Here is a 26,348-nt window from a genome sequence, read left to right as displayed (position 1 = left end):
GCACCCGTGCGGCCAGGACCAGGACGGCGGAGCGGACCTCCTCGATCGCGGCGCGCAGTTCCCCGGTCAGCCGCCGGGCCGCGGCCTGCGAAGCAGGGCCGGCGGGCTCCCGGTTTCGTTCGCGGCGCTCGCCCACACCCGACCCCTTCCCCGGACCGGGCGCCGGAACCGCGCGAAGGCCAGGCCGTCGGTTGTTGCGCGGTGCCCGGGCGCCCGGCCTGCTTGGGTTTCATCTCGGCCTCGTGCCGGTTGCCGGCCTCCGCCCAGTGGGAGTGGGCGTGCAGCTCAGCGGAGACCGCGCCGCTGACGGCGGACCCGCCCGCGGTCAAACTTCGCTGAGACGGGACACCGACCGCTGTCCCCTGACAGGTGATCTTGACCGCTTGCCGGCGAGCGGCGAGGCCCCTACGCGGCCCGGCCGCCCGGCACAGTCTCCGTCTTGGGCGCGGTGAGTCGGCTGCCCGTGGCGGATGGGACAGGCTCAGGTCACCCATTAAGCCCGATCAACAGGCTTCGATGTAGCGGATGCCCGTCCAGTCGCCGTGGGGGTCGCCGTAGGGGGCGCCCGGGGTCGTGAAGACGAGCTTCTTGTCGATGTTGTACATCTTGGCTTTGGTGCTGGTGGACTGGTTGTTGTACCAGGACCCGCCGGTCCTGGCCGCGACCGGCTGCATGTAGCAGTCCTTGAACTTGAAGGCCGGGCTGGTGTAGTTCGCACCCGCGTAGCCGCAGAAGTAGCCCTTCGGGCAGTCGGCCGGCGCCGCCGTGATGCGCGGGCCCGAACCCTGCTGCCCGGCGGCCGAGGTGGTGGCCTGGGCGGTGCCGGCCGCCGAGGCGGCGACGAGCAGGGCGCCCGCCACGAGGGCGGTGTGACGGAGCCGGGCGCGGCTGGTGGTGTGCCTCATCCGTTTTCTCCCTTTCTGGTCATCCGGTGCACTCCCTGTATGTCACCGGACGTAACCCACCGTAGAAGCGATGCTCGAGGCTTGTGAGCAGGTCCAAAGAAGAATGACCATCTGACAAAAGCTGCGTGACGTCTGTCCGCTCCGCCGTGGGGCGCGGGGCTGGTTCGCATGCTGATGCTGAGTACCGTCCGAGGGGCACCCGCGTGAAGCCGACCAGTTCGCGGATTCCTGGCGGGCTATGAAGGGGAACTGGATGGCCACTCGGGGTTGGGCGGGGCTGTGCACGACGCGTTCGCTCGGTCGAAGCCGTCGCCGACCGCGCCCGCGAACGCCTCGGCCCCGGCAGCATCGGCCGCGCCGCCCTATACGGAGCCGCATGACCGATCCGGTCGAGCGAGCTGGGGGAGACAGCGCTCGTGCCGGACCGACGCTCGATCTATCGGGAGTCTGGTGGCAGCGGACCGGCCGCGGCCACCCGCTGGAGGGCGTCCCGGCAGGCCAGGATCGCGGGGTGTCGGCTATGGCCGTGCCGTACGACCGTGAAGATGCGGCGAGAGTGCTGGCCGCGAGAGAGCTTGCGCAGGGTGACGGTGGGGGGTTGACCGCTCCAGACGAGGTCGGGGAGGAAGGCAGCGGCGTGCTTCTGCTCGACGAGGCGGAGGTGGAGCAGGAGGTCGGTCGTCTCGAACCGGACGTCGGGTTCGAAGCCGGCGTCGCGGCAAAGCGTCATGGCCCAGTACCGGGCGGGGGTGCCTGCGGGCTCCATCACCCAGGGGTGGTCGGCCAGCGAGCGCAGCGCCGCCAGGGGGCCGTCGCTGTCCGAGCTCGTGCCGGGGCTTGGCAGGGCGAGGTGCAGCGGATCGTCCAGGAGGTGTTCCTGGTGGAGTTCCGCGGACCGGGGGTTGGGATTGCCGGGGTACTCCTCGGCGAGGACGAGGTCGAAATCGCGGGCCTGTAGAGCGGCAAGCGCTTGTTCGGGTTCCATATGGGTGAGGTGGACCCGGAGGTGGGGGTGCTGGTCGCGGAGCAGGCCGAGCGCGGCGGGGACCAGGGCGAGGGCGGCCGTCTGGAACGAGGCGATGCGCAGGGTGCCCGTCAGTTCGGTCAGGGAGGCGGCGATGTCCGCCTCCGCGCGCTCCAGGCGTTCGAGGACCGCTTCGGTGTGGGCGACAAGGATCTCGGCCTGCTCGGTGAGGCGCACCCGGCGTCCGACCGGTTCCAGGAGCGGGACGCCGACCTCGGCTTCCAGCTGGGAGAGCTGCTGGGAGACGGAGGAAGGGGCGTAGGACAGGGCCGCGGCGACGGCTGCCAGGGTGCCGCGGTGCTTGAGTTCCCGCAGCAGGCGCAGCCGGTGCAGGTCGAACACGGGCATCCCCTCTCCGGCGCCGGCGCAGCTGGTGGCCGAATGGTCAGTTTTCCTGATGAGTATAGGTCGGAAAGATCTGCTGGACCGATGAGAGGAGGCGGCTGATCATGGACTCATGTCTGAGCACTTCCTCTTCCCGCCCGCCGTTCCGTGGTTCACGCGGCCCGGCGCCCGTGCCTGGCGGTGCGATCCCGCCCCCGCCGAGGTGCGGGGCTTCCACGCCTCGCTGCCCGACTACGCGCCCACCCAGTTGACCGAAATTCCCTCACTGGCCCATGAGTTCGCGGTCGGCCGGGTGTTCGTCAAGGATGAGTCGCACCGGCTCGGCCTTCCTGCGTTCAAGGCGCTCGGAGCGTCCTGGGCGATCCACCGGGTCCTCGCCGCGCGCGCAGCGAGCGGCGTGCAGCCAGGAGCGGTCACCTTGGTGACCGCAACCGACGGCAACCACGGCCGGGCGGTGGCCCGCACGGCGCGACTGCTCGGGCAGGACGCCCACGTCTTCGTCGCGCAGGGCGTTCATCCGCAGGCCGTCGCCGCCATCGTCGCCGAACAAGCCAAGGTCACTGAGGTCCCGGGCACCTACGACGAGGCCGTGCGGATGGCGGCCGAGGCGGCTGCGGGGCCCGACGCGGTCCTGGTCCAGGACACCGCCTGGCCGGGCTACGAACAGATCCCGGGGTGGATCGTCGAGGGCTACTCCACCCTCTGCGCCGAGATCGACGAACAACTGGCGGGGCAGGGAATCGCCGAAGGCCCCGACCTGGTGTCCATCCCGGTGGGGGTGGGGGCCCTGGCGCAGGCCGTGATCACCCACTACCGCAGCCGCCCGTCCGGGCAGGCGCCGGCGCTGCTGTCGGTGGAGCCCGAGGCCGCGGCCTGCGTGCTGGAGAGCCTCACCCGCGGTGAACCCGTCAGCGTCACCACCGGGGACACCACCATGGCCGGGTTGAACTGCGGTACCCCGTCCAGCATCGCGTGGCCCTACCTCCACGGCGGGCTGGACGCCGCTGTCGCTGTCGCGGACCGCGACAGTGCCCGCGCGGCAGCCGATCTCGCAGCGGGTGGCGTCGCCTCGGGTCCTTGCGGCGCCGCCGCCCTCGCCGGTCTGCGCACCGCGCTCACCGGGGCGGGCGCCGAGGCACGCCGCACCGCGCTGGGGCTGGGCCCGTCCTCAGTGGTCGTGCTGCTCAGCACCGAGGGCACTGCAGCCAATCCGCGCACCGTTACCGGCCACTGAGCCCGCAGGACCTCAACTCCCCGCCCACGCCACCGTTTCCGACCAGCCCCAGGAGAAGGCACATGAACAGCCCCGCCCCCGACAGTCCCTGATGGATCTCGCCGAGTTCGGCGCCTACAGCGACGAGCGCACGGGCCATCTTCGTGCGCGGCGAGTGCGACGGCATCAGCCACAACCCCCGCGAATACTCGGCCCCGAGGCATGCGCCCACGGCGTGGACGTCCTGGCCACCACCCTCCTGCGCCTGGCGAACCAGGACCGACCGCCGCACGGCCGGCAGACGACCAGGGGGAGGACACGGTGCTCGGCAAGCACCGGGACACCCTCCACTCTCAAGGCCTCGGTGCGCACCCCAGGCAGCCTCGCCACGCCCGGAAGGACATCATGTTGCCCGAGACACCCTCCACTCCGGCAGGCCTGCTGGCCCGACTGGTCGCCATCGACTCCGTCAACCCCGACCTCGTCCCCGGCGGGGCAGGCGAGGGCATCATCGCTGACTACTGCGGCCAGTGGCTGGCCGCCCGCGGCTTCCAGGTGCATCGGCTGGAGAAGGGCCCGGGCCGGCCCTCGCTCGTGGCGGTCGTCCGCGGCACGGGCGGGGGCCGGTCCCTCATGCTCAACGGCCACCTCGACACCGTCAGTCTCGCCGACTACGACGGCGACCCGCTCGACCCGCTGGTCCGTGACGGCCAGATGCACGGCCGCGGCACCTTCGACATGAAAGGCGGCATCGCCGCCATGATGGTCGCCGCCGCCCGCGCCACCGTCCGCAGTCCGCTGCGCGGCGACGTCATCCTCGCCCTGGTCGCCGACGAGGAGCACGCCAGCTCCGGCACCGAGGAAGTCCTTCGATCGTTCACCGCCGACGCGGCCATCGTCACCGAGCCGAGCCACCTCGAAGTCACCCTCGCTCACAAGGGCTTCGCCTGGTTCGACATCGAGATCGCCGGGCGCGCGGCCCACGGCTCACGGCCCGAGCTCGGCATCGACGCCATCGCCAAGGCCGGCCACTTCTTGGTCGCCCTGGAGGAGCTGGGACAGCGCCTCGCCCGCGGCCCGGCACACCCACTCATGGGCACCGGCACCGTGCACGCCTCCATGATCCACGGCGGCGAGGAACCCTCCACCTACCCCGCACACTGCCGCATCACCCTGGAACGGCGCACTGTCCCCGGCGAGACCGCGGACAGCGTCGAACAGGAACTCACCACCGTTCTCGACCACCTGACCGCAACGGTCCCCGACTTCGGCTACCGAATTCAGCGCGGACTGCACCGCGAGCCGTTCGAGGCCGACCCCGAGGCACTCATCGTCCGGACCTTCACCCGCCACGCCGAAGCCGTGCTCGGACGCCCGCCAGTCGTGCGTGCCGAGCCGTACTGGACCGACTGCGCCCTGCTGGACCGCGCGGGCATCCCCTGCCTGCTCTTCGGGGTCGACGGCGAAGGCGCGCACGCGGCCACGGAGTACGTCGACCTCGCCTCGCTCGACCGCCTCAGCGAGATCCTCACCGCCACCATCACGGACTTCTGCTCCTGAGCCCGCCGCCGGGCCCGGGAGAACGAGCCGGCAGGCCACGTAACGCCGCGGTTTGTGCGGGACTGCGGGACCCGGACAGGCGCCGCCACCGCCACCGCCGTCTCGCAGTACGCGTACGACGAGCGGGCCGGCTGCGCGAGGTCTGGGACCCGCGGACCCTCCGGCTTCCCCCGGGCACCGTCCAGTACCTCGGCGCCGCCCTCACGCCTGCCGCAGCGATCGTGCGCATTCGACGAAGGCACGCCCTGATGCCGGGGAAGCCGGGCATCACGCGGGGGGATCACGGCGGGTCGAGTGGTGTGACGCGGGGCCGGCCCGGAAGGTGGCCCGGTAGTCCGCGGGGGAGGTGCCGACGTAGCGGTGGAAGGCCGCGCGGAAGGCGGCGGGGCTGCCCAGACCGCTGAGGTGGGCGACCTGTTCGACGGGACTGGTGGTCGTCTCCAGGAGTTCGCGGGCCCAGTCGATGCGGGCGGCGCTCAGCCAGGCCATCGGCGCGGTGCCGGTCTCCTGCTGGAAGCGGCGGATGAACGTGCGGCGGGACATGTGCGCACGCTGGGCCAGCTCGTCCACGCTCTGGCGGCGGGCGAGGTTGTCGAGCATCCAGGCGCGAAGGGGCGCGAGGCTCTCTCCGCGGGAGGCGGGCCGGAAACGCTCGATGAACTGCGCCTGGCCGCCGGAACGTTGGGGCGGCGCGACGAGCGCGCGGGCGCGGGCGTTGGCGGCCGCGGCGCCGTGGTCCCTGCGGATGACGTGCAGGCACAGGTCGACGCCCGCGGTGACCCCAGCGGAGGTGAGGACGTCACCGTCGTCGACGTAGAGCTGGTTCGGCCGGACATCGATCCTCGGGTACAGGCGTTGCAGCTCAGCGGCATCTTGCCAGTGGGTCGTCGCCGGGCGCCCGTCCAGCAGCCCGGCTGCCGCCAGGGCGAACGCCCCGGTACAGATCGACACCAGCCGCGCTCCGCGCTCGTGCGCCGACCGGATTGCCGACAGCGCGGCAGCGGGAACCGGGCCGTCCGGACCCTCGTAGCCGGGGACGACGACGGTATCGGCGTCCCGCAGCGCCTCCAGCCCGGTGGACGTGCCCACCGTGAACCCGCCGCTGCACACCGGTCCGGCCGACGGATCGGTGCAGACGGTGACCCGGTAGTGCGGGTCCGACCCGAAGATCTGCACCGGAATTCCGAGGTCGAGTGGGAGGACCCCGGGCAGGGCCAGCACCGCGACCCGGTGCCCGTCATCCGCCAACATGGCACGATCCTAGCGGTGATCGGCCTCCGTGCCACTGTCGGAGGGGAAGCGCGCTTCGTAGCCTGCGCTCATGGAACTCTCACTCGACCTGCCCACCGGCCCCCTGGCCGAGGCCGTCCTCTCCACCGCGCGTGCTTCCGAGACCGCGCCGATCGTCAACCACAGCGTGCGCAGCTTCCTCTTCGCTCAACTCCTCGCCGACCACGAAGGATGCCTGACGGACGCCGCCTACGACCGCGATCTGCTGTTCGCCGCGACCGTCCTGCACGATCTGGGCACGGGCAGCCTCGCCAAGGGCGGTGCCCGGTTCGAGGTGGAAGGCGCGGACCTCGCGGCGGACCTGCTGCGGCGACACGAGGTCCCCGAGGCGGACGTCGACCGGGTCTGGGAGGCCATCGCCCTGCACACCTCGCCCGGCATCGCCGAGCGCCGCGGCCTGCTGTGCCACCTCACGCGCGCGGGCGTGTGTGCCGACTTCGGCCGTGACGCGGAGATCACCGCCCGGTGGGAGAAGCAGATCCACGCGGCCTACCCCCGCCTGGCCATGGTCCGCTCACTCGTCGACGCGATCGTCGAGCGAGCCGCCCGGTCGGACGCCGCCGCTCCCCGCTACTCGTTCGGCGGGGAACTCCTCCGCGAACGCCGGGCCGACGGCGTGACCGGCCTGGAACTCGCCAGCACTGCCGCCTCCTGGGGAGAGTGAGCGGCCCCAGTGGGCATGCCGGCTCAGTCGGGGATGACCCCGCTGAACCGGCTCCTCCGTGGCGGGGACACGCCGGCCGTGCAGGACCCGGTCAGGGGGCTCGGCCCGGTTGGCAGTCGACCGAGCTACGACACGCTGACCGTGCACATGCTCGACAAGGTCCTTCGCGAGGAGACCGCACGCCTCGGCCTCTGGATCGACACCTCGCTCCAGACTCCCGCCGAGACCGTGGACGAGATCGTTGCCCGCGCTTGGACTGAGGCCCGCATCGGAGAACCACCAGCGTGAGGTTCCACGAACGGCTGGAGCTGGCCCTGTACAGCAGCCGACCCGCGCGACCTGGGCCGCCCGGTCCTGGACTCCCCCCTGGTGCGCGGCTCGATGTGGCTGCGCTGGAGCGGCCACGACGGTATCCGCACCCTCCATCACGGGGCAGGCCTGGCCCGGGGCTGGGTGGAGAAGGACGTGGACGGCCTGGACGGCTGGGTGGCCCTGGTCGAAAGCAGGATCGTGCGCAGTGCCCGCCAGGGCCTCGCCGTGCCGGAGCCCGTCGTGCACGCCGAGGTGTGGGAGGCCGGCACCTCCGCGTCCGTGGGCTCCGTCGCCGATTCGTACGACAACGCGATGGCAGAGGCCCTGAACGGCACGTTCAAGGCCGAACTGATCGAGCATCAAGGTACTTGGCGGGACTTCGACGAGGTCGAACGGGCCGTCTTCCGGTGGGTCGCGAGTCGCAGGGGGTGGGCGCCCATACAGGCGCCCACCCCCTGTCGTTTCCCACACCGCGGCGGCCGGCACCAACAGCCTCACGGACCGTCGGGCCGCGTTCAACGAGTTCAAGGCCCGTACCGGCCAGGACGGCGAGGAGTGCGGCATCCTCTGCAACGCCCGGCTCCTGTCGGAAGGGACCATACTGTCAGTCCGGTGATCTGCTCGACGAAGGTCGGCCCGCCCACACAACGTCGGCGCGGTGGTGGTCGGCCATCGCGTATCCGACGACCTCACGGCCGGAAGGAGCGCTACAAGGTCGAGCCGGGATCGAGGGCACGATCTCGCAGGCCGTCCAACGTTGAGGCCTGCGCAGATCCCGCTACCAGGGCCGGGCGAAGACCAGCCTCCAGCACCAGCTCACCGACGCCGCCATCAACCTCGCTCGCATCGACGCCCACCTCACCCAAACACCCCGGGCCTGCACCCGCACCAGCCACTTCGCAGCACTTCGCCCCGCCGACCAACCGGTCGGCGGGGCGAAGCAGGGCCCGAATTAATCAACAGTGTCCTGACCATCCCTTCGGGCCCCGGCTCTCTCAAGATCCGTCCCAAATTCCCAGACGCTTGAGCCGACGCTGCCGGAGCCGCTCTGAGACGGCCGTGAGACCAAAGACAAGCCCCATGAGCAGCCCGCATATCACAGCAATCAGGGGATCATCCGGCTCCTCCTCGCGCGACAGCGACAAGCCGAGAAGGGTGAAGGGCACAGCGGCACAGAGGCCGGTGCCGATCGGGTGTCGGGCCACCCACTTCTGGATCCGCGTCGGATGCCGCTGCCCACCCAGGGCCCGGTCCCAAGCCCAAAAGCCGTCCGCCAGAGACCGCCGCCAGTTCGCCACGGAAGAAGGATATGGCAGCCGATCGGCTGCCCGCTGGGCGCGCTTGCGGTGTTCAGTCTGACGTTCCGCCGTCACGCCGAGAGGGTGCCCGACGCTCCTCTGGCCTTTCGGCCCACCGGCTTTCGCTTCTTGGATCATCCTTCTCCCGCCGGGGAGTTCAGCCCTCCTTGTGGTCGGCCTACCAGGCTCATCGGCCTGGACCTCGACGGGGTTTCCACGTTCCGCACCAGTAAGACGCGACTGGGGTGGGCGCCCCCTCTACCCCGGGTCCAGCGGTGTCCTCCCTCCGGGCTCAGCTACCCGAAGGTCGCTTGGCGCCTTCCAGCACCGGGTCCTGTGACCGCCGCCAACACGCCATCGACGCGGTCTTAAAGTCACGAGGCATCATCAAGGGTTCACTTGCGTTCGCCCGTCCAGCCTTCCCCTCACCTGTTGCACCCCGATGGCCAGGACACTCTTGGGCTTGAACGCTCCGCTTCACACCCCGCCGTTGCCAGCGACGCATGGGAGCGCGGGGACGGGCCTTGGACACTGGCCCGAAGTTCAGCCGATCGATACCTCCTTCACGTGGCTGGACTTACTTACCTGGAGCGACTTCGTGTCGCACACTGAGCACTTCAGTTGGCGAGTGAGCGCATGAGCTGGCGGGGAGGGCGCTCAGTTTCCCCCTGGCACGAGCAGAGGAGACGGTGAGGGGGGTGGGATCGGGCGTTTACTCCGCTCCCTGAGGCGCACCCGAGGGACCGTCCAGCCACCCCCCTTTGCCCCGGGCCGCCCATGGCGGACACTCCGAGTCGAAGCCGGAGCGGGCGTTCCCACCTTAGCCCTCCCCACTGCCAGCACACTGCGCCCCGACCTGCGGACTGACAATCCTCCGCCCGCCAACAACAACGCTTAGTTCCGCCGGTGATCCCGGCCGCGCGCCTCGCCGGGCTGCTGACGTCGTGCCTCCGCCGTCCGGGGCCGCTCGCGCGCCGCCGCTGTTCCGGCCGCCGCCGCTGCGCTGCTGTCCGGGTGTCGACCGCTGTCTCAGTCCTCCGGGCCTGATGGCGGGTGCAACGCTGGGGTGCAACCCGGTGTTGCGCTGGGGTGCAATACGGGACCGTGTTGCGGGTCTGACCAGGCGCCATGTGGCCGGAGGCCTGGAGGGGTGGGCGTGTTGCATCCCCCGCGTTCTACGCACCCGCGACAGACCGAACCTGGGCGATCAGCTGTTCTTGAGCTTGTCCTGGAACGCCGAGTAGTCGATGACGCTGTCCGCCGGGGGCGCCGTCACGGTGACCGGCTTGTTGAAGTCGCTGAAGTCCATGCGGCCGGGGTCGCTTGCGGAGTAGCGAGTGACCCAGATCACGTACGGCTGACCCTCGGTGGCAACGTTGAGGTCGGTGTACCCGGTCCCGCTCTCGTCCGCGACCCTGATACCGAAGGTCTCGATCTTGGCCTCGTGGAGGACCCCGCCCTTGGTGACCTTGGTCGGCTTGCTGTCACCCTGGGTGAACATATCCATCAAGCCACACACGCGATTGACCATCCCCTTGAGGGCCTCATCATCCTGCGCCGCCAGATAGCGGCCCTTGAAAAGCTGAGCCATCACCGGACCGGCCTTCGGGTTGCCCGCCTTGGCGGCGATGGTCTTCCAGTAGGCGCTGTCCGGCTTGATCCAGAGCCCAGTCGTGCTGCGCAGGATCTCGACCTCCCCCTGCATGGCTATGGTCACAGAGCCGGCACAGTTCTCCTTCCTGTCCACCGCGAGGTGCTGGGGTGCCACCGTCATGCCGTCGATCACTACCTTGCCGTCGAGCTTCACCGAGGTGAGCCCGGCCATCGCACCCCTCGCCTTCTCCAGGATCTGCTCCCCGCTGAGCGCGCCGATCGCGCCCGAGGACTCGGCACCGGCGGACGGCGCAGTGGAGACGGACGGCGCAGTGGAGGCGGACGGCGCAGTGGAGGCGGGGGCCGCTGGAGCGGCGGACTTGCCCGTGCTACTGCCGCAGGCAGTGGCCCCGACGGCCAGGACCACGCAGGCGACGGCGGACTGGACAAGACGCTTGGAGAGCATGGGACTTCCCTCTTGCTGAAGTAATCAGGCACACCGGCACGCCGAGGTGTGCGGCAATGAGAGAAGTATGCAGCCAAACAGATCATAAAGTCAGACCCAACTTATAAGCATGAACCTGACCGGCCCGGGGATCGGACAACCAAAGGCTTACCCGAAACCGATGTCAAAACAATGGAATGCCACTGTTTTGAATCGACATAAGGCGATATTTACCAATGCAGGCGATCCCGATCCTGTTCCCCACCCTGGAGCTCCTGGTCCAGCGCGGCACCCCTGGGGGTTCCCACGCGGGGACTGCCCACGGCGAGGACGGCGGCGGCCAGCATGCTGGTGCTGGTCCCGGGTGGAACTGCTGATGGCGGTCACCGCCGGGCCCACGATGGCGCTGTGGGTCCTGGCCCCGGCCACCTGGCTCACCAACCTGGGCTCACTGGTGGCCTCGGCCTCGGTGGCCGAGACCATCCTCTCCCACGCCCCGCCCGGTCGGTCCGGTGCCGTCGCCTCCGTCCAGCCGGCGTTCGGAATGACCGGCTACGCCCTCGGCCCCGCCGTCTACCTCCTGCTGTTCAAGCTCTTCTTCCGACGGCAGTGGCTCAACGACCCCGATGCGCGCGGCCTGTCGGAGACTCAGGCCGCCCAGGCCGTGGACGCGACCCGAAGTGCGGTGGCCCACGCCGTAGCAGCCGGCCGACCGCGGGCGGCCCGCGCACAGGGTGACCCCACGGACGGACGGGGGCGGCCCTGGGGCGGTGCGGTGAGGGGGCCGGTGGCCTTCGGGTGCCGGTCGGGCGCGGCCCGTCGGACCGGGACGCCGCGCCTTCGCCGGCCATCCCGATCCCGACGGCCCGTCGCCGCGGTGCTCGCGAGTGCCGGATCCGTCCGGTACCGGCCCCCGGGAGACCTCGTGCGGGCGGCCCGGGCCGGCCTACCGTGACGGGGTGAGCGACGAGACGAACGGGTGCACCGGGCGGGTCCTGGTCCTGGTGCTGCCCGAGGTGAATCTGTTGGACCTCGGTGGCCCTGTGCAGGTGTTCGACGCCGCGGCGCATTTCGGCGGCGGCTACCGGCTGGAGTACGTCGGCGAGACAGACGCTCTGCGGTCCGCCCAGGGCCTGCGGCTGGCCGGTCTGGCACCGCTGCCGACGAAGCGGCCGACGGCCGGTGACCTGGTGCTCGTACCGGGGCCCCGGCTGACCGGATCCGACCGGCTGGTCGAGCCCGCCGTGGTGCGCTGGGTCCGTGAGGCCCACGACGCGGGTGCCCGGGTGGCGTCGGTGTGCAGCGGTGCCGCCGTCCTGGGGGAAGCGGGACTGCTGGACGGCAGGTGGTGCACGACCCACTGGTCGCTCACCTCGGCGATGCGCGAGCGGTACCCGCGGGCCCGGGTACGCGAGGCCGCGCTCTACGTGCACGACGGGCGGATCAGCACCAGTGCGGGGATCTCGTCGGGGATCGATCTCGCGCTGTCCCTGGTCGAGCGGGACCGCGGCCCGGAACTGGCCGCGCGGGTGGCCCGCGAACTGGTGCTGTACCTGCGGCGGGACGGGGACGCGACGCAGATCAGTCCGTTTCTGCGGCACCGCGACCACGTCCAGCCCGCGGTGCACCGGGTGCAGGACCACCTGGCCCAGCACCTGGACGCCTCCTTCACCCTGCGGGAACTCGCCGGCGTCGCCGGGCTGTCCCCGCGCGGTCTGACGCGGGCCTTCACCGCGGTCACCGGCATCACCCCGTTCGCCTACCAGCGGCGACTGCGCCTGGAGCGGGCCCGCTGCCTGCTGTCCGGCACCGATCTGACGGTGGAGGCGGTCGCGGCCCGCTGCGGCTTCCGCGACGCGCGGCAGCTGCGCCGGGTGGTCGCCGATGCCTTCGGAGTCCCTCCCTCGCGGCTGCGCGCACCGCTGCGGCCGACCGCCTGACGGACCGGCCCCGCGTCAGGGCCGTCGCCCCCTGCCTCCCCGGCCTCCTCCGCTTTCGCGTCTCCACGGGTCTCCCCGTTTCCCCGAAGCCGTTTCCACCAGGGCCGACGGCACCACACCGCCGATCGATGCCCGGATTGTCGAGGTATGTGTTGTCCGAAGTGAGTTCCGAGACGGGTTCCGGCGCCGAGGCGCGCAAGGGGCACCGGGCCCTGCGCCGTATCGGCTGGGTACTGCTGTCCGCGGCGCTGTCCGCGGCGTCCTTCGCGGGGATCGCCTTCGCGGGGGTGAGCGCGTCGATGGCCGACAGCTTCGCCGCCGCCCCCCGCGGATCCGGTGCCAGGGCGTGGCCGGCCGCCCGGCCGGTGCCACCCGGCCGGATCACGGTGGCGGTCGCGGTCTCCAACGCGGGCTCGGTGGCCACCGACGTACTCGCGCCCTACCAGGTGTTCGCCCAGTCGCGGGAGATGTTCGTCTACACGGTGGCCGCCGAACGCCGTGTCAGCCCGCTGTCCGGCGGCGCCCATCTGCTGCCCGACCACACGCTGGCCGAGGTGGCGGACGCCACCCTGCCGGAACCCGACGTGGTGGTCGTGCCCGCGGTGAGCGACCCCACCGGCGCGGGCGAGGAGGGCCTGCGCCGGTGGATCGTCGAACGCCACCGCAAGGGCGCCCGGATCCTCGGGGTGTGCGCGGGCTCCGAGCTGCTGGCCGCCTCCGGTCTGCTCGACGGCCGCGACGCCACGTCGTTCTGGTCCAACATCGGCTCCCTGGAACGCAGTTATCCCAAGGTCAACTGGAAGCGCGGGCAGCGCTACGTCGAGGACGGGCGGGTCACCACCACCGCGGGCGTCACCTCCGGCACCGTGGGCGCCCTGCGGGTGGTCGAGGAACTGGCGGGCCAGACGGAAGCGACCCGCATCGGCACCGGGCTGTCCTACCCCGGCTGGACTCCGGACGGACCGACCGCGATACCGGCCAACCACCTCGCCCTCGGCGACCTGCCGTACGCCCTCAACGCCGCGTTCCCGTGGCTGCGCCCCACCACGGCCATCGGCCTGGTCGACGGGGTCGAGGAGATCGACGCGGCCGCGGCCCTCGAAGGGTACGGCGGAGTCTCCTTCGCCACCCGCACGGTGGTGATCGGCGCCGGCGACACCGTCACCACCCGCCACGGCCTGGTCCTCGTCACCCGGCCGGCGACGGGGGACGCCCACGGCGCGGACCGCTTCGTGGTGCCCGGCGTCAAGGACGCCTCCGGCCTGGGCACCGCACTGAGCGGCTGGGCCCGCCGCAACGGGCTCACCCCCGAACTGCCCGACGGGGGACGGCGCTCCGGGGAGTTCGGCTTCGATCCCGTCCTGCGGGACCTCGCCGAGCACAGCGACCGCCGTACGGCGCTGGCCACCGCGAAGTTCTCCGAGTACCCCTCGGCCCACCTGGAACTGACGGGCGCGCCCTGGCCCTGGCGCTCCACCCTGCTGGCCGCGGCGACGGTCGTCCTGAGCGTGGGAGTGGGGCTGGCACCGACGGCCACACGCCGGGCGATGCGACGACGGCGCCTCCCACGGCGTCCCGCGGCGTAGTCCCCGAACGCCCTGAAACACGCCGGCGCCCGGCGCCGGCCTGCACATCGTCCAGCAGGTCTCGACCGCCTGGAACACCAGTCCCACGGGCCGGGGCAAGGACGTCTGCTCAGCAGCACGGGGCTGCACGGCCCCGGCCTTGTGATCAATTACCGGGTTTCTGCTTCGTGCTTGAGGTTGGTGACCCAGTGGTGCAGGGAGTTGTCCAGGGCCGTCTGCAGGGCGGCTTGGTTTGCGGTGACGGGTTCCCCGGTCCAGGACTCCTCGGTGTGGACGAGGACGCCGTCGCGGGTGGGGGTGAAGGTCCAGACGTGGACGGCGGTGATGCCCTGGGCCGGGCCGCCCCAGGCGAGGCGCTTGCCGGGCTCGACCTGCTTGACGGTGGAGGTGATGTCGAGGCCTTCGGTGCTCCAGCGGAACGTCGAGCCGGGGCGCAGTCGGCCGGGGGTGTCCTTGGTGACGGTCTCGACATTGGGCTGCCAAGTGGGCCAGTTCTCGACATCGGTCTGGATGTTCCAGACGGTGTGCAGCGGGGCGTGGATGAGGATGTCGGCGCGGGTGATGACCGGGGCCTGTTCGTTGATCTGCACGTCGGTGCGGTGGGCGGCCGCTGCGGCGGGTGTCGGGTCGGTGGTGAGGGCGGATGCGGCGGTGGGGACAGTGAGGAGTAGTGCGAGGGTGAGAGCGGTGGTGGTGGCTGCGGCGGGTGCGCGCATGGCTGTGCTCTTTCCTTGAAGTGGTCTGGCGGATCCCGGGAGCGGCGGGCGCCCCCGGGGATTCCGCTCGGGTGAAATCAGAGGGTGCTCTCGGGAATCCAGGAGCCGTGGATGCCGGCGGTGACGCGGCGAGGGAGGTGGACGGTGGCGACCTTGTCGAGGTCGGCCGCGTCCAGAACGAGCAGCTGGGAGGCGTCCTGCTTGAGGTCGGAGACGACGGTGAGCAGGTAGCCGTCGTCCTCCCGGGTGCCGCCGGTGGTGGGGACGAACACCGCCTCGCTGGGCAGTCGCGCGTCCCCAGCCTGGTGGATGCGCCGCTCACCCGTGGCACGGTCGTACTTGACGACGCCGTAGCCGCCGAAGCCGTTCCGGTCGGGGAAGGAGACCGCGTACTGGTAGCGGTTCTCGATGCCGAGGAAGTCCTCGTTGAGGGTGGGGAACTCGATGGCGAGGTCGTCGACCACTTCCTCGTCGACTCGTCCCGTGGTCAGGTCGATGGTCCAGCGGCGGTTGCAGGAGCGGTTGTTGGGCTCGCTGCCGCGGCCGGGCGAGCCGACCCACCAGTTCCAGGAGAGCTGGAAGCCCTCTCGGTCGACGGTCGGGCCCTCCAGCACGATGTGGCCTTGGCCGTCCTCGTAGGCGTTGGCGACGTGCAGCATGTTGCCGGGTTCGATCGGGAACCAGCGGATCGCGGCGGTGCCCTGCGCTCCGCGCGGCATGACGCCGATCCGGGCCGGCTGCTCGTCCTGCCAGGAGTAGGGGATGCCGGAGTGCTCGGTGGGGTCGAAGGTGACGGTGCCCTCCACGAAGACCACGTGGTTGCGGGTGATCGCGAAGTCGTGCTTGAGCGCGGCGCTGGCGCCGGGGATCTCTGCGCTGTGGGTGATCCGGCCCTTGGCGTCGGCGACGTAGTACACCAGGTAGGGCGGGAAAGGCGAGGAGCCGAAGAAGTGCAGCTCGCCGGTGACCGGGTCGCTCTTGGGATGCGCGGTCATCGCGCTGCGCAGCTTGCCGTCGAAGTCGTAGGCGCCGACGGTGTCCAGGTCAGGCGTGAGTTCGAAGGGGAAGTTCGCCTCGCAGAGGGCGAGCAGCCGGCCGGCGTGTTCGATCACGTGGGTGCCGGCGGTGGAGGCGGTCAGGTCGGGGCCGTTCTCGGTCATGTAGGGGGCGCCGTCGAGCGCGGGGGTGCGCACCCAGCGATTGCGGTACCACTCGGCGCGGCCCTCGCGCAGCCGGATGCCGTGCACCATACCGCTGCCCTTGAACCAGTGGGCGGGGGTGACGCCCGGCTTCGGGTTGTGGCTGTTGCGGACCAGCCGGCCGGTCAGCTCCGGGGGAAGGGTGCCTTCGACGGTCAGGTCGGTGGCGGTCAGTTCGTCGACGGCGGGGGTGTAGTGGCCGGTCAGATAGGGCTTGGCGGTCATGCTCGTGGTCCTCGTGTCTCCAGTGCGGAAAAGGGGGGAAGGCGGCGGGGTCAGGAAAGCTTCTCGGCGCGGTTCTTGAGGCAGGTGAGCCAGTCCTCCAGGGAGGTGCGCAGGGCGGCGGCGAGCTGGTCGGTGGCAGCGTCGACCGGCGCGCCGCTCCACGACTCCTCGGTGCGGACGACGACACGGTCACCGCTCTGTTCGAAGGCCCACACGTGGACGCCTTCGATGCCGTGGGCCGGGCCGCCCCAGACGATCCGGGCGCCGGGCACCAGCTCGTGGACGGTGGAGGTGATCTCCATTCCGTGGGTGCGCCAGGTGAACGAGGCGCCCTCGGCGAGCGGGCCCTCCAGGCGGGCCTGGTCGATGTCGGGGTTCCAGACCGGCCAGTCGTAGATGCCGGTGAGCAGTGACCAGACGCGTTCCAGGGGGGCGTTGATCTCGGTGGACAGGCGGACGATGACGGGTGCGCTCTCGTCGATGGTGAGCATGGGCGTTTCCTCTCGGCGGTCAGTGCGAAGGGTTGATGCGGGTAGGGGAGGTGAAGTGAGGGGGCGCCGGGCAGTCAGCGGCGGGCGGGGACGGCGGGCTCCTCGAGGGGCGTGCGGCGCGGCCGGTCGGCGGTGGGTGCGCGGCGCACCAGCAGGGCAGCGAGCAGGGCGGTGCCGGCCAGGACGGCTGAGCCCAGGGCGAAGGCTGCGGTAGCCGGAGGTCAGCGCCTCCAGCGGCGGCTGGTGGCCGCTGGCGCGGGAGGTGGCGGATCCGGCGAGGGTCGCCAGGACGGCGAGCCCGACAGCGCCGCCGACCTGCCGGGTGGTGTTGGCCAGGCCACCCGCCAGGCCCGCGTCCGATCCGTCGACGCCTGCCACGGACAGGCTGGTGAGCTGGACGAAGGCGACGCTCAGACCGAGGCCGACCAGGACGCTGGGGCCGAGCACGTCGGTGAGGAAGGTGCCGTCCGCGCCGATGCGGGACAGCCACAGCATCCCGGCCGCCTCGGTCAGCAGCGCGGCAACGAGCGTGGCGCGCCCGCCGGTCCGGCGGGCGAGGGCGGGGGCGAGGGCTGCGCCGAGCATGTTCGCGATGGCGAGGGGGAGTTGGCCCAGGCCGGTGTTCAGCGGGTCCTCGCCGAGGACCTGCTGCTGGTAGAGCGGCAGGAAGAAGAACAACGCGATCCACACCGAGCCGAACAGGCCCGTCAGCAGGTTGCCGACCGTCACGTCGCGGGCGGCGAACAGCCGCGGCGGCACCAGGGGGGAGGCGCTGGTGCGCTCGACCCGCCAGAACACCACGGTGAGCACGGCGGCGGCGCCGAACGCGGCCAGCACCCAGGTGTCCGTCCAGCCCGAGCGGCGGGCCGTGGTCAGGCCCCACACCAGGGCGGTCAGGGCGAGGACGCTCGCGACGGTCCCGGCCCAGTCGAACCTGGCCCGTTCCGCCCGGCCCGCAGCGGGGACGCACACGGCCGTCGCCGCCAGCACCCCGAAGCTGCCGATCGCCACCGTACGGAAGATCCACGGCCAGCCCCACGTCTGGGTCAGCAGCCCACCGAGCACCACCCCCGCCGCACCGCCCGCCCCCGACACCGCGCCCCAGACCGCCAGTGCCCGGCCGCGGGCCGGGCCCGGCGGATACAGGCCCACCGCGAGGGCGAGGGCCGCCGGGGCGACGGCCGCCGCACCCGCACCCTGGACGGCCCGCGCGGAGATCAGGACACCGGGCGAGGTTGCCAGCGCGGCAATTGCGGAGGCGACCCCGAAGACCCCCAACCCGGCCAGCAGGACGCGGCGCCGTCCCAGAAGGTCGGCGGCCCGCCCGCCGACCAGCAGCAGCGCCCCGAACGCCAGGCCGTAGGCGTTGACCACCCACGTGGTGGCGGAATCGGAGAGGCCGACGCCGTCCCGGATCTGCGGAAGGGCGACGTTCACGATCGAGGTGGCGAGCATGACGGTGAACTGGGCGGTGGCCAGCACCGCGAGGACGGTGCCACGGGACGCACTGGGCATGGGAACTCCAGGGACGGGGCTGGGGGAACAGGCCGGTGGAGCGGAACGGCGCGGTGGGCGTCAGCGCGCGGCTCGCTCGGCGGCGGACTTCAGGTGCAGCAGCCACTGCGCGAGGGACCGGTCCAGGGCCCGGGTGACGACAGCGGCGTCGGCCTGTACGGGCGCACCGTCCCAGGACTCCTCCGTGACGACGAGGGTCGCCCTGGCCGAAGGGGTGAACGTCCACTGGTGGACGGCGGTGATGCCCTGAGAGAGGCCGCCCCACAGAATCGACCGGGGCGCGTCCACCGCGTACACGGTGGAGGTGATCTCCACGCCGCCGGTGCGCCAGTGGAACACCGCGCCCGGCGTCAGCGGGGTCAGGGCGCGGGCTTCGGCGATGTCCGGCTGCCAGGTCGGCCAGCCGGGCACGTACGTCAGCAGCGCCCAGACGGCCGGGGCCGGGGCCCGGATCGGCAGCTCACGGCGGGCGAGAACCGGGGCGGCCCGGTCGACGCCCGAGGGCGTGTTCTTCATGTCCCCGAGTCTGGCCGGGCCGACCCGGTGCCCTCATCGGTGAAAGTCGCCTAGGCGGCTGCCTAAGTGAGCAGGACCGGCTTAGGCGTTCCGGCCGAGCGCGTCGGCAAGCTGGCGGCGCGAGGTGACGTCGAGCTTGCGAAACACGCTGCGCAGGTGGGCGTCGATGGTGCGCGGGCTGAGGAACAGACGGTCGGCGACCTCTCGGGAAGTCGCGCCGGTCGCCACCAGGCGGGCGATGTTCAGCTCCTGACCGGTCAGCAGCTCCACCGCTCCGAGCACGGCCGGCCGGGCCTGCTCGCCGGCGGCGGCCAGTTCCACCCGGGCCCGTTCGGCGAAGCCCTCCGCGCCCATCGCGGTGAACAGCCCGTGAGCGGTGCGCAGCGCCTCCCGGGCTTGCCCGCGGCGGCCGTCGCGGCGCAGCCATGCACCCTGGTGCAGCAGGGCGCGGCCGTGCCACACCCGCAGGCCGGCGGCGTCCAGCCGGGCGACCGCCTCGGCGTGGAGTTCCTCCGGGTCGTCCGACAGCAGGGCGGCGAGGGCGGCGCGCACGCCCAGCGCCCAGTCGGTGCCCGCCGCCGACGCGTGCCGCGACAGCTGCGCGAACGCCTCTCGGGCGGTGTCCTGCTCGCCGCATCGAACGGCCGCCTCGACGAGCTCGGGCAGGGCGAGGCTGGACATTCCCAGCTCGCCGTCGGCGACGGCCGACCGGGCCGAGGCCAGAGCTGCGCGGTGGTCGGCGGTGCCGTTGGCGTGCAGCGCCGCCGCCGCGTGGACGGTCGCCGTCAGCATGCCCTTGCGCCGGGCGTGCGACTCGGCCAGCACCCGGTCGAACAGGGGCCGCGCCTGCGCGTCCGCCCCGCGCACCGCGGCCGCGAACAGTCGGCCGTACCAGTGCGGCGGGACACCGGTCACTTCGGCTATGCCGTCGGCCTCGCTGTTCAGCGCCGCCGCCCCGAGCAGGTCTCCGCGCTGGGCCGCGGCCATCGCCTGCATCCACAGGCCCACCGGGAGGACCATCAGCGTCCCGCCGGCGCGCGCGGCGTCCACCGCCCGACCGGCGAGCCGGTCTTCCAGAGCGACGTCCCACAGTTCGACGGCGAGCAGGGCGGCCAGCGACAGCCGGCCGGCCCACAGCGGGTCGGCCACCTCCGACAGCAGTCCGTGCAGCACCGGCACCGCCGTAAGGTCCCCGTCGAGGTAGCGAACGAGCGCGTCCAGCAGCTCGTCCGCAGTCGAGCGTTCACCGGCCGCGGCGGGCGCCCGCCGGGCCGCCGCCAAGGCGTCCCGCGCCGCGGGCGAGGACCGGCCGACCACCAGGCCCGCCTGGAGTGCGTCCAGCAGGTGGATCCTGGCCCGGCCGGGATCAAGGTCGGCCGCCGCCACCAAGTGGCCGACCGCATCCGCCGCGCCGTCACCGAAAAACGCCGCGCGACCGCGCAAGAGGTGGGCCTGCACCCGCCCGGCGGTGTCGATCGGGCTGCCCTCGGCGGCCTCGACCAGCGTCAGCGCGCTCTCGAACGCACCGGCCTCCAGCGCGGCCCGCGCGGCGGCGAGACTGCGTTCGGCCCGCAGCCGCGGATCGGCCGTCAGGGCCGCGGCCTGCTCCAGGAACGCCGCCTCGGCAGCGGCCCCGCCTCGGCGCCGCGCCCGCTCCGCGCAGCGCAGCAGATCGACCGCCGCCTCCTCGTCCGGCCGGGACAGGGACTGCGCGCGGTGCCACGAACGCCGGTCGGGCGCCGTCAGCGGATCAGTGGCCTCCGCGAGCGCCCCGTGGACGCGGCGGCGCTCCGCAGGGGAGGCCGCCGTGTACACCGCCGAGCGCACCAGCGGATGCCGGAACCGTGCCTGCCCGCCCAGCTCGATCAGTTCGCTCGCCTCGGCCTCCGGCCCGGCCTGCGGCCCTATACCCAGCAGATCGGACGCCTGCCACAGCAGCCCGGGGTGGCCCAGGGGTTCGGCGGCCGCTACCAGCAGCAGGGTCCGGGCCTCCTCGGAGAGGAGGGAGATTCGCTGCTGGTAGTTCTGCTCGATCCGGTTGGCCGGGGAGACCGGCGTCGGCAATCCGAAGCCGCCCGCCAGCGCGGCGGGACCGAGGCGCGGCAGCTCCAGCAGCGCCAGCGGATTGCCCCGCGCCTCGGCGAGGATCCGCTCCCGCACCTGATCGTCCAGGGGACCGAGCAGACTGGACGCCAGCAGTCGTCGCGCTACCTGGTCGGACAGCCGAGGCAGCGTCAGCACCGGCAGGCCTTCGAGTTCCGCGACGAGGTGCGGGTCGCGCACCCCGAACACGAACGCCACCGACTCGTCCGCCACCCGCCGGGCCACGAACGCCAGCACCTGCGCCGACGCCCGATCCAGCCACTGCGCGTCGTCCACCACGCACACCACGGGCTGCTCCCCAGCAGCTTCCGACAGCAGCCCCAACAGGGCCAGGCCGACGGCGAAACGGCTCGGCGTGTCACCCTCGCCCAATCCCAGCGCCACCGCCAGCGCGTCCCGCTGTGCGGTGGGCAAGTGCTCGATCCGCTCGTGCAGCGGGCGGGTCAGTTGGTGCACGGCGGCGTACGCGAAGTCCGCTTCGAACTCGGCCCCGTTGACCCACATCAGCCTTACGTCTGTCAGGCCGTCGGTGGCGTGGCGTAGCAGCGCCGTCTTGCCGATTCCCGCCTCACCGCGTACGACCACCGCCCCGCCCCGTCCGGCTCGTACACCGGCCAACAGGTCGACGAGAGCAGCGCGCTCAGCAGGCGGTATGTACTCAGAGGCAGTCACGGGGGCCACCCCGGAATCATGCCACGCCTCTTGACCTCGGCAATTTCCCCCTCTTGCCCGGCAGCTGCGATCGCTCCTCGCTCTTGGCGCACCTCGTGATAGCAGCGAAGACGGTGCGACGTCGGGGCGCGACAGCTACGCGCGACAGCCGCCGTCGTGGTGGGTGTCGGCTCGTTCACCTGAGGTTTGACCGTGCCGTTGCCAGTCCCAGGAGCCGGGCCGGGACGGGACGGCGACCCGAGCACCGCGCTCGTGCTGTCCCGGGAGTCGAGCCGAACCCACGGCATGCCGGACGTCTCGCAGTGCGACGCCGCCGTACGCCGGCTCGTCACGGCCACCGGCTGGATACCGACGGCCGGAGGCCCTTCGGTGGGGTGCTCGTCCCGGTCTCCCGAGCAGTGGGAGCCGGGGGCTTCGGCTTTTCGGTGCGGGCTTGCGGCGTCAGTTCCGGACGGTGGGCCGCAGGGTGGTGACGGCGCTGTAGTGGCCGTCCGAGGCGCCGCCGATCTCGATCGCGACCGGCGTGGCTGCGGTGCGCTTGAGGCCGACCCGGAAGGTGTACTCGACCGGGTTGCCCTTCATCACACCGTCCAGCTGGGCCGGCGCCACCCCGAGCCGCCCGTTGCAGTCCTCGGTCACCTCGAAGGACTTCCACTCGTTGCCGACCTTCGCCTCCATCGTGACGTCCTGCCCGGTCAGGCCCTCGCTGGCGGGCAGGGAGAGGTTCACCGTCGGGCGCAGCCGGCCCGGGCCGTCGGGCGAGGTGATCTCGAAGGTGAACTCGGTGGGGGTCTTGCCGTCGCGACAGCACCCGCGTCAGCCGCGGGGCGGGTGCCGTCCGGGGGCGCCGGGCGTCGGCCGCTGTCGAGGGTTGCCGACCGCCGGATGCTGGTAGTCCTGGGGGCCGCTGTCCGGGGCGGCCGGGCACGGCGAGGACGTCGGTCGCTGTCGGGGCCGGCCTTGTGTTGGTGGTGCTCGGCGGCGGGGTGGCCGGTGGCCTGGTGGGGGAGCGGGGGTGCAACACGGGGCCGTGTTGTGGGTCTGACCAGGCGTTATGTGGCCGGGAGCGGGGGCGGGTGGGCCCTCGTGACTTTGCCAGCGGCAAGGCCGAAAGTGGAGGTGTGGGGGTTGCGACGAACGAGATGATCATCATGGAATACAGCCGGAGCGAAGTCATTGCCGCACTGCAGAGAGCCGGATACTCGGAGGAGGCGGAGGAAGCGCTGCACGAGCTGCCCGACCCCGTAGATCTGGACCGCCTCGCCGCCTGGGGCCAGGAACACGGAATAACCAGAGACGGGCTCATCAGCCGGATGGGCGGCAGCCCCTGAGCACGGAGTCAACCGATGTAGGGCTGCACCCCCTCGGGCGCGTTGCGGTGCCGTGTTGCACCGGCTGCTCGATCCGCCGGCCTCGGCGGTTCCCGCCGCCCTGCCGCCCCGACCGGCGCCGCGCCCCGCCGCTGCGCCCTGGTCGGCCGCCGAGCCGTCCCGCTGCGCCCTGGCCGTCGTCCTGGGCGGCCACCAGGCCGGTCCCGCTGCGCCCGGCTCGGCCGCCCTCCAGGCCGCGCGTCTCTTGGAGGCCCTGGTGGCCGGTCCTGGCTCCGGAGACGGCGCTGGCGGCGAGCCGGTCGCAGACCGGGGCCTTCTGTACCGCTCGGGCCGGCAGGTCTCGGCGCTCGACGTCTACCGCAACCTGCGCGCGCGGCTGATCGAGGAACTCCACGCGGAGCCCTCGCCGCAGGTGCAGCGCCTGCACCAGGCCATCCTCTCCCGTCGACCCGCAGCTCGATGTGACCGCGGGCCCCCGGCGCGGCTCGACCTTCGACCTCTACGCGGCCTGACCGGGGCCGCGCGAGCACCCGCGACCCGCCCGCCGCCGCCCGCACCGGGCGGCGGCGGTCCCGCTGCCGCATCGTCGTCGACGAGGACGCCGACCGGGGCGTGCTCCGATGCCGCGAGCCGGGTGCGCGGCGGAACCCTTCCCGGCATGGTCTACCGCTGATCGAACAGGCGTCGAGTCTCGTCGTCGGCCGGCAGGAACGTCTCCAGATGAAGCCCTTCCAGGGCGGCATCCGTGGCGGTGCTAAGGGTGGAGACGGTGCTGAAGAACCGCAGCGAGCTGCCGTTCACATCGATTTCGAGGGTGATCACCGGCCCCGCGAGGGGGGCGGCGGCATCGGGTCTGTCGAGGTAGCCGACGATCTCCGCGGCGAGATCGTAGTGGCGCTGGTCATGGGTGCGCTCGGCACGGTGGCTCACCTGCTGCAGCAGATGGCCGCCCCACTCCTTGAGATTGCCGATCCGGCCGGCCAGCCCGTCCGGATGCAGACAGACCCGGACCACATTGATCGGTGGCTCCAGCAGTTCCGGCGCGCAACCGGCCAGCAGCTGGTCAACGGCGGCGTTGGCGTCGACGATGTCCCAGTGATCGTCCAACAGCAGCGCGGGGTACGGCATATGGGCGTCGAGGAGTCGGCGTAGACCGTCCATCACCACCGCGATCGATGCGTCGTCCAGTTGGTGATCTTGATAGCGCGGTGCGTAGCCTGCGGCCAGCAGAAGCCGGTTGCGATCCCGCAGCGGCACATCCAGATTGTCGGAGAGGTGCATGAGCATCTCCGGCGTCGGGTGCGCCCTGCCGGTCTCCACTCGGCTGAGGTGTCGGGTAGAGACCCGTGATCGGTTGGACAGCTCCTGCTGGCTGAACCGGCGCCTTTCACGCCAGGTTCGCAGGAGTGCACCGACCGGCGGAGCTTCGACTGCAGTGCTCATGTCCGCGAGTCTATGGGGCCGTGTCCCGGGCCCCATGACCTGTGAGGTCATGGACCGGACGACTGGCTCGGGTCAGGATTCCCAGCATCAGCCGATTCAAGACGACTAAGGAGTAACGGTGAGTGACCTGACCGACCTGGCCGGCCGCTACATCGCCATCTGGAACGAGGCGGACGACGACAAGCGCGCCGCAGCGATCGCCGAACTGTTCACCGCGGACGCCACGTACACCGACCCGCTGGCCGACGTGGCGGGGCACCAGGACATCGGCGCCGTCATCGCCGGCGCCCGTGACCAGTTCAAGGGCCTGGAGTTCAAGGTGTTCGGCGCGGCCGACTCCAACCACAACATCACGCGCTTCCAGTGGGAGTTGGTGCCCGCCGGCGGTGGCGAGAACATCGTCATCGGTTTCGACGTGCTGGCGACCGACGCGGCCGGGAAGGTCAAGAGCGTCTTCGGCTTCCTCGACAAGGTGCCTGCGGGCGCCTGAGCGCCCTAGGTGTACTGACCACGGAGGTTGGTGACAGGGCTCACGGCGGGAGCGCATCGAAGGAGGAAGCGTCAGGCTGGAGCCACACCGCGCACGCAGAGACCCCGGGTTGTCATGGCAGGGCCGGGGTCTCGCGTGCAACGACACGTCACCGAAGGCGAAACACGATGCGAAGCCGTCCGGCGTTTCCGAGGTGATGTGAGGGAGGGGTCAGTGGGAGGAGAGAGAGCGAAGTGCTCCCCAGGCGGTCAACAGAGTCACCGTGCACACGGTGATGTTACCGATGCTGTGGGGATATTCACCTCGGGTGATATGCACGACCGCGCCGCCGGCCATGACGCAGGCAAGGCCGGCGGCGGCGGCCGGGGTGAGCACTGGGGCGATGTTCGTGGCGCGGGGAAGGATCAGCCCCACCGCGCCAAGTACCTCCAGTGCTCCGATCGCTTTGATCGTCTCGGGACGGAAGTCGACGACCCACGGCATGAGTGGGACCAGCGCGTCCGGAGACATGACCAGCTTCATCCCGCCGGCGGCGGTGAACAGTACGGCGAGGAGGGCCTGGGCGACCCACAGGACGACGGGCACAGCACACTCCATAAATGAAGGGACCCCTGCGGTTTAGTGGTCACTCAAGCTACCAGAAACCGCAGTGTCACCTTCACTTGTAAGATCCGGGCCATGGGATCCGAGCAGGGCCGAGGGCTGCGCAGGGACGCCGAGGTCAACCGGCAACGCATCATGGCGGCTGCCCGCACCGTGTTCGCCGAGCGCGGGCTGAGTGCGCCCCTGGAGGACGTGGCGCGACAGGCCGAAGTCAACATCGCCACGCTCTACCGACGTTTCCCCGAACGGGAGGCCCTGATCGAGGCGGTGCTGACCGACCGGATGACCGAACTGGCCCGCCTCGCCGAGAACGCGACGCTCATCCCCGACCCCTGGGAAGGCTTCAAGGGCTTCGTCGAGCGCATCTGCGCCATGCAAGCCGCCGACCGCGCCGTGACCGAGGGCTTCACCGCGTGCTTCCCCGACTCACCGGCCATGGAAGAGCCACGTTCCCGCGCCATAGAAGCCCTTGACACACTGATCCGCCGCGCACAGCAACAACACCGCCTGCGCCCCGAGATCACCAGCAGCGACGTCATCCTGTTCCTGATGGCCAACGCCGGCGTACTGTCCTCCACCCGCCACGCCGCCCCCGGCGCCTGGCAGCGCCTGGTCTCCCTGCTGCTCGACTCCTGCCGCCCCGACAGGCCCACGTCGCCGCTGCCGCCCGTTCCCGGCCCCGAGGAACTTCACGACGCGATGCTCGCAGCACGGCCGCGTAGATGATCGAAGTCCGTACGGCGCAGCGCCTTACGGACAGCTCTTGACCTGCGAGAGACCCCGGGTGTTAAAAACGCTGACCGCGCAACGGTCCAGCCGTGGACGACGAGGTCGGCCACTTCTGAACCGGGTGGCCGCCTTGGGGAACT

At 71.5% G+C, this 26,348-nt stretch carries 22 protein-coding genes and 3 pseudogenes; 13 read left to right on the top strand and 12 right to left on the bottom strand.

Features of this window, described 5'->3' with window-relative positions; translation table 11 throughout:
* Window positions 1-503: 503 nt before the first annotated feature.
* Together ACWDBE_RS35435 and ACWDBE_RS35430 are read right to left on the bottom strand one after the other, a co-directional pair.
* Window positions 504-905, bottom strand: a complete 402-nt coding sequence (locus tag ACWDBE_RS35435; protein ID WP_449792998.1) for a peptidase inhibitor family I36 protein — start codon at window positions 903-905, stop codon at window positions 504-506.
* A gap of 436 nt (window positions 906-1,341) precedes the next feature.
* Window positions 1,342-2,271: a LysR family transcriptional regulator gene (locus tag ACWDBE_RS35430; protein ID WP_449793028.1), complete on the bottom strand. Its 930-nt coding sequence runs from the start codon at window positions 2,269-2,271 to the stop codon at window positions 1,342-1,344.
* A 115-nt stretch (window positions 2,272-2,386) separates the two neighbouring features.
* Between ACWDBE_RS35430 and ACWDBE_RS35425 the strand changes: the two genes are divergently transcribed.
* Together ACWDBE_RS35425 and ACWDBE_RS35420 are read left to right on the top strand one after the other, a co-directional pair.
* Complete coding sequence (locus tag ACWDBE_RS35425) at window positions 2,387-3,508, top strand: diaminopropionate ammonia-lyase (protein ID WP_449792999.1); 1,122 nt, start codon at window positions 2,387-2,389, stop codon at window positions 3,506-3,508.
* 384 nt (window positions 3,509-3,892) lie between these two features.
* Window positions 3,893-5,047 carry an ArgE/DapE family deacylase gene (locus tag ACWDBE_RS35420; RefSeq protein ID WP_449809991.1) on the top strand — a complete coding sequence of 385 codons (1,155 nt, stop codon included), beginning with the start codon at window positions 3,893-3,895 and terminating at the stop codon, window positions 5,045-5,047.
* A 267-nt stretch (window positions 5,048-5,314) separates the two neighbouring features.
* Here the strand turns inward: ACWDBE_RS35420 and ACWDBE_RS35415 are convergent, their stop codons facing one another.
* Window positions 5,315-6,298, bottom strand: a complete 984-nt coding sequence (locus ACWDBE_RS35415) for a GlxA family transcriptional regulator (RefSeq protein ID WP_449793001.1) — start codon at window positions 6,296-6,298, stop codon at window positions 5,315-5,317.
* Between the two features lie 70 nt (window positions 6,299-6,368).
* Here ACWDBE_RS35415 and ACWDBE_RS35410 point away from each other — a divergent pair, with 70 nt between their 5' ends.
* From ACWDBE_RS35410 to ACWDBE_RS35395, 4 genes and pseudogenes are all read left to right on the top strand, one after another.
* On the top strand, window positions 6,369-7,001 hold the full coding sequence (locus ACWDBE_RS35410) for an HD domain-containing protein (protein WP_449809990.1): 633 nt from the start codon (window positions 6,369-6,371) through the stop codon (window positions 6,999-7,001).
* A 33-nt stretch (window positions 7,002-7,034) separates the two neighbouring features.
* Window positions 7,035-7,289: a hypothetical protein gene (locus ACWDBE_RS35405; RefSeq protein WP_449809989.1), complete on the top strand. Its 255-nt coding sequence runs from the start codon at window positions 7,035-7,037 to the stop codon at window positions 7,287-7,289.
* A 282-nt stretch (window positions 7,290-7,571) separates the two neighbouring features.
* Window positions 7,572-7,727: pseudogene (locus tag ACWDBE_RS35400) on the top strand (IS3 family transposase); the annotation flags it as partial.
* Window positions 7,728-8,012: 285 nt separating this feature from the next.
* A pseudogene (locus ACWDBE_RS35395) lies at window positions 8,013-8,269 on the top strand (transposase); the annotation flags it as partial.
* Window positions 8,270-9,818: 1,549 nt separating this feature from the next.
* Here the strand turns inward: ACWDBE_RS35395 and ACWDBE_RS35390 are convergent.
* Window positions 9,819-10,670: a hypothetical protein gene (locus tag ACWDBE_RS35390; protein WP_449809988.1), complete on the bottom strand. Its 852-nt coding sequence runs from the start codon at window positions 10,668-10,670 to the stop codon at window positions 9,819-9,821.
* 355 nt (window positions 10,671-11,025) lie between these two features.
* Here ACWDBE_RS35390 and ACWDBE_RS35385 point away from each other — a divergent pair, with 355 nt between their 5' ends.
* The 3 genes from ACWDBE_RS35385 to ACWDBE_RS35375 all read left to right on the top strand — a co-directional run bounded on the left by ACWDBE_RS35385 (window position 11,026) and on the right by ACWDBE_RS35375 (window position 14,175).
* The gene (locus tag ACWDBE_RS35385; protein WP_449809987.1) at window positions 11,026-11,604 is read left to right on the top strand and encodes a hypothetical protein; all 579 of its coding nucleotides are present in this window, start codon (window positions 11,026-11,028) and stop codon (window positions 11,602-11,604) included.
* 4 nt (window positions 11,605-11,608) lie between these two features.
* Window positions 11,609-12,589, top strand: coding sequence for a GlxA family transcriptional regulator (locus ACWDBE_RS35380; RefSeq protein ID WP_449793006.1), 981 nt, complete (start codon window positions 11,609-11,611; stop codon window positions 12,587-12,589).
* Between the two features lie 161 nt (window positions 12,590-12,750).
* On the top strand, window positions 12,751-14,175 hold the full coding sequence (locus ACWDBE_RS35375; protein WP_449793007.1) for a DJ-1/PfpI family protein: 1,425 nt from the start codon (window positions 12,751-12,753) through the stop codon (window positions 14,173-14,175).
* 149 nt (window positions 14,176-14,324) lie between these two features.
* Here ACWDBE_RS35375 and ACWDBE_RS35370 read toward each other — a convergent pair whose 3' ends face one another.
* The 6 genes from ACWDBE_RS35370 to ACWDBE_RS35345 form a co-directional block, all read right to left on the bottom strand.
* Window positions 14,325-14,891, bottom strand: a complete 567-nt coding sequence (locus ACWDBE_RS35370) for an SRPBCC family protein (protein ID WP_449793008.1) — start codon at window positions 14,889-14,891, stop codon at window positions 14,325-14,327.
* Window positions 14,892-14,968: 77 nt separating this feature from the next.
* On the bottom strand, window positions 14,969-16,315 hold the full coding sequence (locus ACWDBE_RS35365; RefSeq protein ID WP_449809986.1) for a carotenoid oxygenase family protein: 1,347 nt from the start codon (window positions 16,313-16,315) through the stop codon (window positions 14,969-14,971).
* A gap of 50 nt (window positions 16,316-16,365) precedes the next feature.
* A complete protein-coding gene (locus tag ACWDBE_RS35360) occupies window positions 16,366-18,321 on the bottom strand; it encodes an MFS transporter (RefSeq protein ID WP_449809985.1) in 1,956 nt (651 codons plus the stop codon).
* A 60-nt stretch (window positions 18,322-18,381) separates the two neighbouring features.
* Window positions 18,382-18,837, bottom strand: a complete 456-nt coding sequence (locus ACWDBE_RS35355) for an SRPBCC family protein (protein WP_449809984.1) — start codon at window positions 18,835-18,837, stop codon at window positions 18,382-18,384.
* A gap of 81 nt (window positions 18,838-18,918) precedes the next feature.
* The gene (locus ACWDBE_RS35350) at window positions 18,919-21,612 is read right to left on the bottom strand and encodes an AAA family ATPase (RefSeq protein ID WP_449793013.1); all 2,694 of its coding nucleotides are present in this window, start codon (window positions 21,610-21,612) and stop codon (window positions 18,919-18,921) included.
* Between the two features lie 441 nt (window positions 21,613-22,053).
* Window positions 22,054-22,341, bottom strand: coding sequence for a hypothetical protein (locus ACWDBE_RS35345; RefSeq protein WP_449809983.1), 288 nt, complete (start codon window positions 22,339-22,341; stop codon window positions 22,054-22,056).
* Between the two features lie 413 nt (window positions 22,342-22,754).
* Between ACWDBE_RS35345 and ACWDBE_RS35340 the strand changes: the two genes are divergently transcribed.
* Both ACWDBE_RS35340 and ACWDBE_RS35335 read left to right on the top strand, forming a co-directional pair.
* Complete coding sequence (locus ACWDBE_RS35340; RefSeq protein WP_392924946.1) at window positions 22,755-22,943, top strand: hypothetical protein; 189 nt, start codon at window positions 22,755-22,757, stop codon at window positions 22,941-22,943.
* Between the two features lie 316 nt (window positions 22,944-23,259).
* Window positions 23,260-23,455, top strand: a pseudogene (locus ACWDBE_RS35335) (BTAD domain-containing putative transcriptional regulator); the annotation flags it as partial.
* 151 nt (window positions 23,456-23,606) lie between these two features.
* Here the strand turns inward: ACWDBE_RS35335 and ACWDBE_RS35330 are convergent.
* The gene (locus tag ACWDBE_RS35330; RefSeq protein ID WP_449793015.1) at window positions 23,607-24,386 is read right to left on the bottom strand and encodes a helix-turn-helix domain-containing protein; all 780 of its coding nucleotides are present in this window, start codon (window positions 24,384-24,386) and stop codon (window positions 23,607-23,609) included.
* A gap of 118 nt (window positions 24,387-24,504) precedes the next feature.
* Here ACWDBE_RS35330 and ACWDBE_RS35325 point away from each other — a divergent pair, with 118 nt between their 5' ends.
* Window positions 24,505-24,876, top strand: a complete 372-nt coding sequence (locus ACWDBE_RS35325; RefSeq protein WP_449793016.1) for a nuclear transport factor 2 family protein — start codon at window positions 24,505-24,507, stop codon at window positions 24,874-24,876.
* 210 nt (window positions 24,877-25,086) lie between these two features.
* Here ACWDBE_RS35325 and ACWDBE_RS35320 read toward each other — a convergent pair whose 3' ends face one another.
* Window positions 25,087-25,461 carry a DoxX family protein gene (locus tag ACWDBE_RS35320; protein ID WP_449793017.1) on the bottom strand — a complete coding sequence of 125 codons (375 nt, stop codon included), beginning with the start codon at window positions 25,459-25,461 and terminating at the stop codon, window positions 25,087-25,089.
* A gap of 93 nt (window positions 25,462-25,554) precedes the next feature.
* Between ACWDBE_RS35320 and ACWDBE_RS35315 the strand changes: the two genes are divergently transcribed.
* A complete protein-coding gene (locus tag ACWDBE_RS35315; RefSeq protein ID WP_449793018.1) occupies window positions 25,555-26,205 on the top strand; it encodes a TetR/AcrR family transcriptional regulator in 651 nt (216 codons plus the stop codon).
* Window positions 26,206-26,348: the final 143 nt, after the last annotated feature.

The sequence above is a fragment of the Kitasatospora sp. NPDC001132 genome, from assembly GCF_053598415.1.
Note: the sequence above shows the minus strand (reverse complement) of the source record. Positions and strands in the feature narration are given on the sequence as shown.